The sequence below is a fragment of the Neochlamydia sp. TUME1 genome, from assembly GCF_000813645.1.
Classification (GTDB): Bacteria; Chlamydiota; Chlamydiia; order Chlamydiales; family Parachlamydiaceae; genus Neochlamydia.
On the sequence record NZ_JRXI01000116.1, the window covers coordinates 1 to 13,915 of the forward strand.

Below are 13,915 nucleotides of genomic sequence, written 5' to 3' on the forward strand. Positions count from 1 at the left end.
ATGGCAGCAAGGGCATCTGCTCGTTACCAAATCTATTTGATGCACTAAAGGTTTAATTTCAGGAAGCTCGATCTGCTGCCATGAAAAAATCTTATCAGTGGCATGCATAGCAGAGTAGCAATGTGGGCAAGCTTTTAGGCAACGAGCCTCATGCGAGGTAACTGCGCTAGCAGGTAATAAATAACGGCTAGCACCAGGATGATAAGGTCGATTTTCTGCTTTAGTTAATAATGAACGATTAGCTTTTTGATCTGTCGAAGGTGGCTTGGAACTATTTTTAGAATCTTGATTAAGCTGCTCTTCCAGCTGAGCCATGCGTGCTTCAAGCTTGGTGATTACCTTTTCCAATCTATTTACCATAGCTTTTAGCTGAGCATTCTCAGCTCTTAGCTCTGCATTCTCTGTAAATAGCTGCTCGTATGATGGTTGCATACTATTCAATGTATGATTAAGTCAATATAAACTCTAGAAATTATTTTATTTATCAAAAATTGACTGATAAACACCGTAACGGCTTATGAAAATTAGGATTTGCAAGCATGGAAGATGTGCATAAGTTTTTATCGCTCGAGGCTCGGCTTCTTTAAGTGCTTCTTTAATTTTTAAATAGGCAATCTAGCTACTCGTCAGTCAAAGACTTTTTTTCTCGGCGACATTTTTTGAAAAAATCACGCATGAGGGCGGCTCCATATTCCTCTAGAACGCCTCTTTTAATGTTAAGATTATGCGTAGGATGAACCTTCTCAAATACATCCATCCAACTCCCATTAGCCCCATGCCGTAAATCAGGTGCCCCCCATACTAGAGTGGAAATTCTTGATAAAAACATAGCTCCTGCACACATACAACAGGGCTCTATAGTAGTATAAAGGGTGGTGCCAGTTAACCGCCAGTTCTCCATTGCCACTTCCCCTGCAGTAATGCATAGCATTTCTGCATGAGCAGTAGCATCTTTGAGCAGTTCTACTTGGTTATATCCCCTAGAGATTACTTGTCCTTCATGCACCAGGACAGCTCCTACAGGAACTTCCCCCTGCCTGAAAGCTTTCCATGCCTCTTTCAATGCTTCAAGCATAAATTTTTCGTCTTCTGACTGAGGCTTAAACGTAAAAGGAAAAAGCATAGCTACCCATTCAATCTTTTCTGTAGTAATGCCATTTGCTTTTTCAATGATTCTGTATCTTGAATATATTTTTTTTGCATTCCAATCAATTTTTTCTCATACTTATCCGCTAAGCGAGCGATTTGCTCTTCATAGTAATCTTTCAAAGATTGCTGGCTTAAATGTTCGTCCTGAGCATCTTCTACAGCTGCTAAGGCTTTTTGCTCTTCTTCAGCACGCTTATTAAGCTTTTCATAAATTTCTTTAGGAAATACTACCGAATTCATAACGGAAAAAAGATAAGTACGTACAGCTCCATATTGGCTAACTGCGCCCTCCACGATCTGTTGTGATTTATCTGCATCAATTTCAGTTAATTGGGTAAAATCATTAGATATTTGCAACAACGCCCCTTCAAAATAGTCATAAAGCTCGGCATTCTTGAGGAGCCATCGATTAATGATAAACTCAGCAATTTTTTCTCCATTTTCTTCCTGCTCTAAAGCTAAGGTATAAGCGTTCACTATCTCTTCATTTGTTAGCTTGTTTAAGTTTTTACCTAGAAAATATTTCTTTACAAATTTAAAATCGTTTTTAAGATGCTCGTGTTTAAGGTCTTTTTTTACCTCCTCAATGATTTGAGGCATCCATGATATTAACATTGTAGATTTTTCTTTATAAGTGGCGTCTTTCAGCATAGAGTAGTTCCTTACAAGGGTGTTTTGATTATGCACGGATCAAGAATCTACCAATTTAGCAGAGAAAATGCAAGAAGAGAACCTTTTATTAGGGGGTTTAATTTAAAAACTATGAAATAGACCCTTCATCCTAAAAACCTCTTTTCTTCTTTTTTCTTTTACATTTCTCCTTTTATTCGCCATGGCTCCCTCCCACCCTAACAAGATTGCACTTGATTTTTAATAGTTACCTAGGTAAGATGTGATGATAGAGTGAGAAAAATAGATTTACATTTTTTTAATATATTAAGTCCCCATAACTATGGTCGGGCTTTAAACTTAAACGGGGGATTTTCTGAATGTCTCTAGACAAAGGAACGAAAGAAGAGATTACAAAAAAATTTCAGCTTCATGAAAAAGACACAGGCTCCGCTGACGTCCAGATCGCTATTTTAACAGAGCGTATTGCTGAATTAAATGAGCACCTTAAGCGTTCTCCTAAAGATCACGCTTCTAGGCTAGCTCTCTTTAAGCATGTTGGCCTAAGAAGACGTTTATTGGATTATTTAAACTCAACCGACACTTTGCGCTACTTGTCACTTATTAAAAAGTTAAAATTAAGAAAGTAACGCAAGCAGCTTTATATTAAGTGGGGCAGATGGCCCATACCACTGCCCTTGTTAATCAAAGCTTAAGACTATTTATCCTTAAGAAGGCCTCAAGTTTAAGGAGAATTTTAAAGATTATAGAAATCAGAAATCGCGCTTTAAATCAGTCATTTAAAGTATGTTTTCTGAGTTCTATCTATTAGCCTTCTTTATAATCTTCGATGACACTTGCTGGGAAAACAGCATAAAATTATGCATATTTTTTTAGCCTTCGACCTATCTATAAATTCAAACTACATTTTAGGAGTATAATATGCAACCACACCTCATGAAGGTTAAAGTAGGCGAGCAAGAACTAATATTTGAAACAGGAAAAATTGGTAAACAAGCCAATGGGGCTGTTTTAATAAAAGCAGGCGAAACTTATCTTTTTAATAGCGCTTGTGCGGCAGCTAACGCGGCTGATAATATTGATTTTTTCCCTTTGAAAGTTGATTACCAAGAAAAATTTTCTGCGGTGGGTAAAACGATTAGCGGCTTTATAAAAAGAGAAGGGCGCCCTTCCGAGAAAGAAACCCTTATTTCACGCCTTATAGACCGTCCAATACGTCCCATGTTTCCCGAAGGCTATTATAATGAAGTTCAATTATTGTCTTACGTATGGTCTTACGATGGCATTAATATGACAGAGCCATTGGCAATCTGTGGTATTTCAGCCGCTTTAGTGATCTCCGATATTCCCTTATTAAAACCTATAGCTGGTGTACGTATTGGCTTAATTGATGGGAAGTGGCTTGTCAACCCCACTCAAGAGCAGATGACCAAATCTAAATTAGATTTAATGTTAGCAGGAACCGAAGATGCTATTCTTATGATCGAAGGCCACTGTGATTTTCTGACCGAAGATCAACTCATGGAAGCCATTGAAGTAGGCCATAATAGTATTAAAATTATTTGCCAAGCTCTACTCAATTGGCAAAAAGAGATTGGTAAAGAAAAAAACCTGACCACCCTTAGAAGCTTGCCTACAGAACTCATAGGAGAAGTTGAAAAACTTGCTACGCCTCTTTTAGAACCTGCTTTAAGAAGCAATCTAAAGCAAGATCGTGAAGAAAAATTGAATGCTATGAGAAAAGCTGTGGTAGATACCCTTTTACCTGAAGGAGAAGAACCTAAATATTCCGTTAACCAGGTTAATGCAGCTCTTAAAGATCTTCAGTCTAAATACATGCGTAAAATGATCTTAGAAGAAAATATTCGTAGCGATGGACGTGACAGTAAACAGATTCGTTCAATAGATATCGAGCAAGGCCTTCTGCCTCGTACGCACGGTAGTTCATTATTTACACGCGGTGAAACACAAGCGGTAGGTGTATGTACATTAGGTGGGGAAGCTATGTCTCAAAGATATGAAGATCTCGATGAAGAGAGTAGCCGTAGATTTTATCTTCAATATTTCTTCCCTCCCTTCTCTGTAGGAGAAGTAGGACGCATAGGTGCCCCAGGACGCCGTGAAATTGGCCATGGAAAATTAGCAGAAAGAGCTTTATCAGCTATTATACCTGCTCGAGATATCTTTCCTTATACCATGCGCTTAGAATCCACCATTACAGAATCTAATGGTTCCTCCTCGATGGCTACAGTATGTGCAGGCTGTCTTTCTATGATGGATGCAGGAGTACCTATTAAACGCCCAATTGCAGGAATTGCCATGGGACTGATTTTAGAAGAGGGACGGTACAAAATTTTGTCTGACATATTGGGAATCGAAGATGCTTTAGGCGACATGGACTTCAAAATTGCTGGTGATCAGCATGGCATTACAGCCTTCCAAATGGATATCAAAGTAGAAGGTATTACCCCTGCTATTATGCAAGCGGCTCTAAATCAAGCTAAAGAGGGCAGAATTCATATCCTTAACAAGATGTTGGAAGTTTGTCCTACTTTCAAACCGCAGATGTCTATCTATGCCCCGCGTATTGAAACCATGCAAATTAAACCTAGTAAGATTGCAACAGTGATAGGTCCAGGGGGAAAACAAATTCGAGCTATTATCGAAGCCTCCGGGGTAGAAATTGATATCAACGATGATGGTTTGATTAGCATAGCCTCTACAAACTTAGAAGGTATTGAAAAAGCCAAAGCTATTATTCATGGCCTAACAGCTGAAGTAGAAATAGGTAGAACATATACAGGTAAAGTTACCTCTGTAGTAGCTTTTGGAGCGTTTATAGAGATTTTACCGGGTAAAGAAGGGTTATGCCATATCTCTGAATTTGAACATACACGCATTGAAAACTTAGCCGATCATGTCAAACAAGGAGAAGTAATCTCTGTAAAAGTTTTAGATATCAACGAACGCGGCCAGCTTAAGTTAAGCCGCAAAGCCCTTCTTAGTAAATAATGCTGAGGAGATCGATAGTCTATTTCTATCGATCTCCCTTCATTTTATTCATTCCTTAATATGTTCATATTTTATTATCATATCACTTTTCGCTTATCTTTTTGTGTCAAACTTTATTCCTTTCAATCTCATCTTAAGCCCCGCTACTTGGCTAAAAAATTTCTTTGCTATGTTCTTAGTGGGTGATCTAAATTTTTAAAACAGCTAGCTAGACCTTCTATCAGAAATCCCTTCTTAACAAACAATCATACCCTCTATTAGCAAGCCTCTTATTTTAACCTCAATTCTTTAATTTTAATGAGTATCTGATAAATTTTGGTAACTCTTAAGATCGCGATCTTTAAACAATGCTTTTGCGCTTACAGCCCCTTAATTTTCGCTCTACTAGCTTTCTTAAAGCTTGCTACTTAAGCCGTTGATAATTAAAGCTCATTGATTTTGTGTCTTATCACTACCTTAGAAAGAAGGTTATTATAAAAGTAAATACTCCTTTTGCTTAATTCTTCCTAGCTTAAGCTTATCTTAAAGCTCCGTCAGCTAGCTATTAGTGAATAAGCTTATCCCGGGTATCCACCCTAAGATTAATAGACGCAGCATGAGTATTATTAATTGCTTTCTAAAAAATTGCTTAACGCACCCATCAAGCAACATAAGGCATTAATTAGTCTCAAAAAAAGTATTCAGAAGACTTTTTAAAGCGTAACCTCTCTTCCCAAAAGCTAAGTAAAAAAATTAGCATATAGCTGATCTATCTTACAAGTGAGTAGGCCAAGCCAATCCTCAAGGCGCTTGCATAACTTTTAAACCCGCCATCCTAATTAAGGAAAATTAAAAAAATCTTATAATTACGATATTTAAGTTCTTTACAAATTTGAAGGGTATAGATATAAACTGCTTTAACACTGGCCAAAAAACTACAAACGGCAACATATCAACCATTTATTCAACTTTAGGCCCCATAACTGTAGGTAGTAATGAATAATATTTTTTCTTGGAATCCTCCTAGACCTCTTCTCAAGCAGCTAGAAAATTATTGCCGTGACTTAAATAAAACCCTCCCTACAACTGAGAGAAATAAAGACCCCACGCAAGACCTTACTGCTTTTTTCCAAAATTTTGTGCTAACAATCGAAGTAGAGCACCGCCCTCTTCGCAAAATCTTTGTACGTTGGCTAGGAAAAAAAGATTTAGTAGATAGCAATGGAAAGCTTGAACCTACTTTAATTGCGAATTATCTTTCTCCGCTTTGGAAAAAGGACCCTAATAAATGCCAAGCTAATCTCTATCTTTTATTCAATTACATGACCAAAATTACGAAAAGGTTTATTAAAAATAAATTCAGCGTAGCAGTAACTCCCTCCCTTGAAAAAATTGATATTAAAACTTTGGATCAGAAATTTTATAAAAGTTACCATAAAATTTTATCTACCGCGCAGTTCATTTGCTCGCTAGAAAAAATAAAAGATGAGTCAATTAAAATCATTATCACTGAGCTGAATGTCTGGTGTCTCCATTATTTAGTGGAATCAGCAAAAACGCCTTTAATCAATTTTGCTCAGGATAAATACAACTATCCATTTAGCGAATATATAGACGATAATGCTCCTCATTATCACCGGGAAGATGGAGGAGCAATTGTAAATATTTTTCTTAGGGAAATCCAGAAACGACACAATTGGCTAAAAGATATCAAAATCAGCCTCATAAAAAATGATGAATTTGAAAAATTAATTATTAATTGCTGTCAGATATTAAAAGGACGCTATCTTCCTGCTGAACCGAACGATCTGGAGAATATTCTTATAGAGATTAATAACAAACCAGCAGACAATGATTTTACTTTTGTAGATTATTCCGAAGCGTTCAAATTCTATGAACATGATAACTCAATTCTCCCTAACAAAAATATAAATGAAATTTTAGGTAGTGTTTTTAAAGGCAATCATTTAATTGTTGGGGTGGTATTAAAAATTGATGGCCAGTCTCTCTATTTTTTCCATGGCAATAATAAAGAAAACTTACAGAAATTTTTAACTACATTTAAAAGCCTTCAAGGAGCTCACGGAGCGTATCCTGATATTGTATTACTCAAAGAACTTTTAATTCGTACAGGCTATAGAATTACATCTCTATTAGACCACTATCCTATTCCCCAGAGAAGAGCTTACGAAACCTACCTAGAGATTCCTCCGTTAGAAGAGCGTGAGATTACTCTAGAGGAAGTAATAAATACCCATCAAAAACTTTTTGAGTACGTGAAATTTTTATCTGAATCAGCAGAAAACTCGACACTTACCTCACACTATTTGCAGTTTCTTTATAAACTACTCGCAGCCACAAATCCGGTCATAAGAGTAGAAAATCCTCTTATATATAAAGCAGCATTTCATTGTTTAATTAAGATAAAAAAACATCTTAGCCAGCTCAGCTATAATAATTTCCAAGATTGCCAAAATAAATTCATTCTTGTCTTCGAACATTTTCAACAGCTTCAAATATTGTACAAAAGAGAAGAAATTGAAACTATTCCTGAAGTCCTAAATTCCCAACCTACTCCTAAAGGAGTGGTAAGCAATGGATATACTTTCACAAGCGGTATTGCTTGCTTTGGAAACATTACGGAAGGGCTTTTGCAGATGCTTGCGGAAGGATCTCATCAGCCTGATGGAGAGCCTCTTAAACCCTCTGTAATATTTGACACCAATAGTTACTACGAAATCAGTGAGAGCACAGGCGGCCTTAAAGATTGCTTAAAAGAACGTTTTTCCTGCCAAACTGCCCAGCTAAGTAATTTTGAAACAATTCCGGACTTGGAAAATTATGACGTTATCTTTACAGATATCTACCCTAATCGGGTGGTAAGGCTTGTCATAGAAGAAATAAAAGTTAAAGAGATTATTAAAACAATTTTAGAAAAAAGAGATTCTATCTCTGTTACACATAAAGATAATAAACGTCCATTAGCGATGGTCCTTGATTGTGCCACTACGTTTTTCATGCATGAAGAAGTCCGCAGCCTAGTAGAAGAATTTGCAACTCCTATTAATGAAGGAAAATTGATTCTTATTTTAACCAACAGCCTAGCTAAGTATGGACAGCTTGGGCTAGATAAATTTCCGGGCGGAATAGTACAAGTTTATAGTTCCGATACATCCGCAGATGATTTATTAAGAGGTTTATTAACAAGCAGTGCAAACGATAACTTTTCCAAAGAAGCTTTCTGGTTTTTTCATCTTATGCTCAAACATTGCAGTGAAAATATTATAAATTATCTAGAAAAAATAAGAAAAAATACTGACTTTGTTTATAAGGAATTACAAAAACAGGGATTAGTCATAGAAAAAAAACAAGACATTACCGATCAAGGCTCCACTCAAAAGAATAATACTAAAAAACCTTTAATTCAAATAGGTTATAGAGATGAAAAAGTCCCGATGATAGGGATTCATATGAATGGTTTTCAAAGAGAACTTTTTGGAAAGGAGGATGAGCAATTTTTACATATTTTGGTAGTTATCATGCAGTATTATTTGTATGCTAGATATATCATAAATAATCTACCTGTCACCATGAGCCAAAGCTTTGGATTTGCGAATGCCAATTTAATTGAGTGCTGGTCTGCATTGAGATTAACAATAGGCCTAGAGGAGGAAAAAGATTTACGTTTATATGCTGCGATAATCGGTCAAATTAAAGAAGAGCTAGATTGCTTAGTCGAAGATGATTTAAAAGAAAAGGTAAAAGATAACATCCTCAAGCTATCCAAGCAACAGGATTTAAAAAAATTATTTTATCATTACCATTCTAACTTTGTAGACGAAGTTCAAGGCGGTTTATCATCTTTTGTCAACTATCTTTGTACTCTTAAGGACTGCTAGGAAACCTTTTAGAGTATTAAATAAGGCGAGTTACCCGATAAGGAAATAGCTCAAAGAAGAGCTTGAATCTATCTCACCCCTTGGTCAATTCATAAACCTGCAAACTAACAATCTTTGCCAATCCTTAATATTTTTCTTTCCTTTAGCTACCATTCGCTGGAACTTTCTTTGCAGCTAAGATATCCATTTAACCTGCCATCTTATTCTTTTTAAACTAGAAATGACCCTTCTCCAGTCCTTTTGCCAGGATTTAGTGGCCTATAAATCCAAAGAAAAATTTCTCATGTCAAAAGCTTATCTCTAAGGTTCCGCTACCTGGCGTTTATTTCGGCAGCAATATTTTCTCAAACTTATAGATAACCTTTTCCTTTTGCTAATAAATAAGGGATGTCTTCTTTTCCTTTACACTGCTAATCGATTGTTTGCCCTCTGCGCGCCTCTTCCTGCTGAAAAAAAGTTGGCTGCTACGCGCTGCCAATCTAACTTTGTGGCTAGCTTAAGTTGCATCTAAGCAAGGTTTACAACATTCTATCTTGGGCTATCTTAGTGGCATCTAAACATTATGAAAGAGCTCCTGGTCGGCAAAGCTTCACTCTTCTCTGTGAAGCACATCACATGACCGTAACTCTTTGATGAACACTCGACCAAATAGTGGTACAGATCTTTTTCGAGGATGCATAGGGTTAAGCGTCTAATACGCTTTAAAAGAACTTAGTCTGTATACCCCACCCTCTGAAAGATGCCTCTCTGCTTAGCAAAAGGGATTTTATAAAGTACATGATAGCATAAGGAGTAGATTAAAAGCGTACAACTTGTTTTTTACACTCCTTAAAAAGCTTGGGTGCTAAAATCTTGCGTTGTGTACCCATAACTCTTCAAAACCATTTTGGCATCATATCTTAGATATTACCATCATAGAAAGGTACTTATGTAAGACGAATAAAAAAACATGTGCTAGTGAAATACCTTCTTCACATGGTTTGATTTTTTTACCAAAAAAATTAAATAGTGAAGATCATGATGGTTAAGAGAGAGATTGATTAATGTCCCTTTTCGGAGATAGAGGATAACTGGAAAAAGCTTGAGCCTTAAACAGTGCAAAATGTAGCTTGAAAGCTATTTGAGGCCTCTAATTGGCAAGAACAATAGAAGAAGTAGATGGCCAAAATTATCATTAAGCGAAGCGCTGCTTATGAGTATAATGTTTTATAAAAAGTGGCTATATCACATGCATAAACTTTTAATATGTTAGGGAACCCTTATCAACTCAAATATCCTCATCCTGACCGCCGCTAAGTTGTCTTTGCTAATTTAATAAAGAGAAGGGTAGCTCATGCTTACACCACCCGTAACCCCTGCAGCCAATTTGCTCGTAAGGAAAAATAAACATCAATGAGCTAGATGATGCAGTATAGGCTATGGTGTGAAGCAGTATAGGATTGTTATATTCTTATCCAATGAATAGCGTTAAATATGAGTACGAATATTTAGATTTTTATCCATGTTTGAATCATTGCACCCGGATCAATAATACCTTGGAGTTTTACAGAAGCTTTATTGACCTTCGTGTTACCAATTTTAATGACTTTTAAATTCATGTTGTCTAAAAAAGGAGGCAGTTCTTCAAATGAATGATTTCCATTCAGATTTAGCTCTTGTAAATTAACCAATTCTTTTAGTTCAGGAGGTAAAGAAGTTAAATTATTAGCGCAAAGGTTTAAATGCTGTAAGCCTGTCAGGTATTTAAAATAAGCAGGTAAATTTGTTAACTTTGCGCCACTCAGTTCTAAAAACTGGATTTGTTCAATTTGCTGCATGATATCTTTTAAGCATATTCTTTCAGCTTCTTTCGGATTAGAAAAATCATGGTTTAAGTATGTGTGCAGAATATGTCGAGCTATCGTGTGACCTTTTAAACTTCTCGAATACTGCACATAGATACGACCTTTCAGATACACATTCTTAACAATAAATTCACACAGTTGCTTGATTTCTTTTAACTGATTAATTTTCTGAGATATCTCACTAACACTTTTTGCTGCATCTTTTATGCCCTCATTAGAAGGAATCGATAGATCATAATCATTCTGCCCAGGTAAATGAGATTCAAGGAAATCAGGACAGGATCGGGAATCTAAACTAGAGGTTTGTGTTAATGCTTGCATACTGTACTCCTTTTTAACAAAATTTTTATTTTATTATAAAAAAAATGTCAATAAGTATTTAATACCAAACGATCTGGAAAAATTTTTTTTCAAGATAATATTTACCAGCAAACCTGTCCAGGTAATGTTTGAAAGTGTTTTAAAAACTGATTTTGCATAATTAAGCGGAATTAAAACTTTCTTTTCTTTTTCTCCCATCTTTTGTATAAGTGAAGAACTTACTGAGCAAAGATCAGGCTATATTTACTTAGTATTTAAAATTTTATTTAGTATCCTTAATAAATTTATTAAGCAATTACGCACGTTAGCTAGTAAAAGAGCATATCCAGCTGCGGGCATTTACGTAAGAAATATTATTTTTTAATGTAAAATTACCTTTTATAAGTACACTAGGTTTAGGCCCTCAAATTTACCTAGGTAAATTTGAGGGCCTTTATCTATAGGGAGAGGCAGAACAGCTGATATTGAAAACTTTATATATTAACTAGATGATGTTCGATTTCAGGGATGGGACAATCCGTCAAATCTTTGGCAACTTCAGCCACTATAGTTTTTTGTGTGCTAGTATTTATATGATGGCGCACTAATCCTAAAAACGCAGGATTAGCCATTAAATAAAGCCTTGTAAATTCACCTTTATAATGGGCAGCGCAGATATAATCTCCTAAGGATCTAGCAAATTTCTCCTTTTCCACCTCTTTAGGATCCGTTTCAGGTTCATAAGCATGACGAGTGGTGCCTCCACTTTGAAAGTTACGTCCAGGTTTTCTCCCTTCTAACACCTGATCTTGTAAGCGGCTTTCAGGGTGATTGAGGACAAGAAGTTCTTCAATTTTAGGAAACTTTGCTAAACGATAAATCTTAGCTTTCGAGCTATTGGCAACTACGATCCAAGTTAAGGTATGTGGCATTCTTCCTCCTAATGCTATTAAAACAATTAATTTTATTCTTAAAAAAGCAACTGATTATTCTATTGTCTATCTTTTAGTCTCGAAAAACAGATTAAAACTTTTTCTAAATTTTTCTATCACTTATGATTTATAAAGTCCGTTTACACCTTTTATAGAAAGGTTTTTTAATTGATGAAGCTCTCAATAGGCTTATATTTAATCTATCTTTTAAAAGCATTTACTTAGCGCATAATCTAGTATTTAGCTTTTTAAAATACTATAAAAAATACAATTAGGCTCAGCCTTTATCTATTTCAAGTTATCACGTTACTTATTCTTAAGCCTATTTACCGAGCTTACAATAACACTCTTTTTTCCTCCTAGCTACAAGATTTTTTTATCCTTTCTTTTTCCTATTAATCCTTTAAATTTTTATTTCTTTTCCTACAAAAAAAATCCAGCTTTATTAGAATTTGGACACAGGCACAAAATAGTCTTATCAATCTAATTGCTACAGATAAATATAACGATCCCTGCTCACCCATATACTAGAGGCTTAAGGGTCTACAAAAAAAATTACTTAAAAAAAGCTCAGTTATCTTTTGTAGGGCTATAACTACTTATGGCCGGTGAAGAGCCCTTTTAGATAAAGTTAAAGATAGACCTTTTAAGTAATAACAACAACTTTAGCACTTAAAAAAAACTACTTCAGCTTTTTTAGCAATTTAGCATTTTGGTGCCACTTTGCTGTATTTCATTCCTCAGTAGGTTAGTTACTAAACACAAGTTAGATGCCATGCTTAGAGTTGCCAATGCTTCTTCTATTGCATGGAATTATATAAATCTACACGAAAATATTCGATCGGCTTTAAAAGTTGGCAGTAAAGCCTTTGCCGCTTCATTTCGGCTACCTTTGCATTTAAGTATGTGGCCATTCTTAAATATAATGTCACTTAAGATAACCCCTCTGTCGCCAAACTGATCGGTTCTTTTTACGCTCCTTGTTTGTTTTAAAAAGCTTGTTTGAACTATCCCATACAGGGATGGCAAATAGATAAGCTCAGCAATATTACTTGGAGCTCTACTTTAACTTTAACGATGGCTAAATCTTCGATCACTTAAAATTAAGCGATGACTCTTCTATTTAGCTAACGATTTTAAAATGAGGCGACCTTTTAAGACCTTTTAAAGCCTAATCAATTATCCATTCTACCATACCCGCCTATATCCTCATTAGCGGCTGTACAGCGCCCATTCACAGCGTTTTTAAGCCAACCTCTGGTGGGTAGCAATAAAAGCTCTTACAAGAGCTTATAAGACGAAATAAGTAAGCTTTAATCTTAGCAACAAAGCCCTGGCTTAAATAACCTCTCCTTAATAAAACCTTTAGATTTTAAGGGAGAATAAAAAACCCAGCTTAGCTTTTTTTCGTAGTTTAGCACGCATTTCTAAATGGTAATAAGCGCATTTACTTGCTTTCAAGTATCCGCAGTGGATTAAAAGTTGAAAATGAAAAAGCTTGATCTTTGGCCAAAAACGTTTTATTTGGATTTGCCGTATGCACAGCCAAGCAGCACTGTCAACAGCTGTTAAGTAATGCATAACAGGGCAGGCCATAGTGCTAAAAAGTATTAGCTGATAGCTAACCGAAGAGGGTAATTCAAATTCTCTACCTTTTTAATTTAATTTTCAGAAAAAATGCTGTAGCGTTTTATAGGAGGAGCTTAGTTTTGCTTTTTCTTGAAAAGCTGGGGCTAGTTGGGTAAGATTAAAACGTTTGAGGTTGAAAAAGTTAAGATAATTAAAAAAAAGCATGCAAACCTTGCTCGCTTCCCATCTGAAGATGAATTTAAAACATCTCTTAGCTCATCTGTTTCCTTCCTCACGAAAAGACAGTATAACTCTTTAAATGGAATTTTCCAATGGGGGGGTATACAGACCGCAATAAATATAAAAAAAATAGAATGGTAAAGGAAAAAAGGTTGGATAAAGCAAGATAGACTAACAGGAGGACAGAAGAGATTTTGGTAGCGGTAGTTGAGTAAATAAAAAAAAAGCTTGGCGGCGACCTACTCTCCCACACTCTTGTGTGCAGTACCATCGGCGATAAGAGGCTTGACTTCTGAGTTCGGTATGGGATCAGGTATTTCCCTCTCTCTATTGCCACCAAGCAAAATTGTTCTTAGCTTTT

Annotated in this window: 9 protein-coding genes and 1 rRNA gene; 3 read left to right on the forward strand and 7 right to left on the reverse strand. The window is 35.8% G+C overall.

What is annotated here, in order from left to right; translation table 11 throughout:
* From DB41_RS05240 to DB41_RS05250, 3 genes are all read right to left on the reverse strand, one after another.
* The coding region (locus DB41_RS05240; RefSeq protein WP_039385119.1) for a DUF6444 domain-containing protein at positions 1-432 on the reverse strand (432 nt) is incomplete at its 3' end.
* Positions 433-619: 187 nt separating this feature from the next.
* Complete coding sequence (gene tadA, locus DB41_RS05245; protein WP_039385122.1) at positions 620-1,123, reverse strand: tRNA adenosine(34) deaminase TadA; 504 nt, start codon at positions 1,121-1,123, stop codon at positions 620-622.
* 2 nt (positions 1,124-1,125) lie between these two features.
* Positions 1,126-1,800 (reverse strand): hypothetical protein, encoded by a 675-nt coding sequence (locus DB41_RS05250; protein WP_039385124.1) that lies wholly within the window; start codon positions 1,798-1,800, stop codon positions 1,126-1,128.
* A 338-nt stretch (positions 1,801-2,138) separates the two neighbouring features.
* Between DB41_RS05250 and rpsO the strand changes: the two genes are divergently transcribed.
* From rpsO to DB41_RS05265, 3 genes are all read left to right on the forward strand, one after another.
* Complete coding sequence (gene rpsO / locus DB41_RS05255) at positions 2,139-2,408, forward strand: 30S ribosomal protein S15 (protein WP_039385127.1); 270 nt, start codon at positions 2,139-2,141, stop codon at positions 2,406-2,408.
* Between the two features lie 292 nt (positions 2,409-2,700).
* Positions 2,701-4,791 carry a polyribonucleotide nucleotidyltransferase gene (gene pnp, locus DB41_RS05260; RefSeq protein ID WP_039385129.1) on the forward strand — a complete coding sequence of 697 codons (2,091 nt, stop codon included), beginning with the start codon at positions 2,701-2,703 and terminating at the stop codon, positions 4,789-4,791.
* A gap of 974 nt (positions 4,792-5,765) precedes the next feature.
* Complete coding sequence (locus tag DB41_RS05265) at positions 5,766-8,669, forward strand: hypothetical protein (RefSeq protein ID WP_039385132.1); 2,904 nt, start codon at positions 5,766-5,768, stop codon at positions 8,667-8,669.
* A gap of 1,487 nt (positions 8,670-10,156) precedes the next feature.
* On the opposite strand, the gene DB41_RS05270 is transcribed toward DB41_RS05265, so the two are convergent.
* From DB41_RS05270 to rrf, 4 genes are all read right to left on the reverse strand, one after another.
* Entirely contained in the window at positions 10,157-10,834 is a 678-nt protein-coding gene (locus DB41_RS05270) for a leucine-rich repeat domain-containing protein (RefSeq protein ID WP_039385134.1), read from the reverse strand.
* Positions 10,835-11,307: 473 nt separating this feature from the next.
* Entirely contained in the window at positions 11,308-11,745 is a 438-nt protein-coding gene (locus DB41_RS05275; protein ID WP_039385137.1) for a host attachment protein, read from the reverse strand.
* 800 nt (positions 11,746-12,545) lie between these two features.
* Positions 12,546-12,677: a hypothetical protein gene (locus DB41_RS12525; protein WP_255350918.1), complete on the reverse strand. Its 132-nt coding sequence runs from the start codon at positions 12,675-12,677 to the stop codon at positions 12,546-12,548.
* 1,103 nt (positions 12,678-13,780) lie between these two features.
* A 5S ribosomal RNA gene (gene rrf, locus DB41_RS05285) occupies positions 13,781-13,895 on the reverse strand.
* Positions 13,896-13,915: the final 20 nt, after the last annotated feature.

What these genes read in the sequence shown, in the direction of transcription:
- tadA (WP_039385122.1), bottom strand. Translation starts at nt 1,123, where the DNA reads ATGCTTTTTCCTTTTACGTTTAAGCCTCAGTCAGAAGACGAAAAATTT.
- DB41_RS05250 (WP_039385124.1), bottom strand. Translation starts at nt 1,800, where the DNA reads ATGCTGAAAGACGCCACTTATAAAGAAAAATCTACAATGTTAATATCA.
- rpsO (WP_039385127.1), top strand. Translation starts at nt 2,139, where the DNA reads ATGTCTCTAGACAAAGGAACGAAAGAAGAGATTACAAAAAAATTTCAG.
- pnp (WP_039385129.1), top strand. Translation starts at nt 2,701, where the DNA reads ATGCAACCACACCTCATGAAGGTTAAAGTAGGCGAGCAAGAACTAATA.
- DB41_RS05265 (WP_039385132.1), top strand. Translation starts at nt 5,766, where the DNA reads ATGAATAATATTTTTTCTTGGAATCCTCCTAGACCTCTTCTCAAGCAG.
- DB41_RS05270 (WP_039385134.1), bottom strand. Translation starts at nt 10,834, where the DNA reads ATGCAAGCATTAACACAAACCTCTAGTTTAGATTCCCGATCCTGTCCT.
- DB41_RS05275 (WP_039385137.1), bottom strand. Translation starts at nt 11,745, where the DNA reads ATGCCACATACCTTAACTTGGATCGTAGTTGCCAATAGCTCGAAAGCT.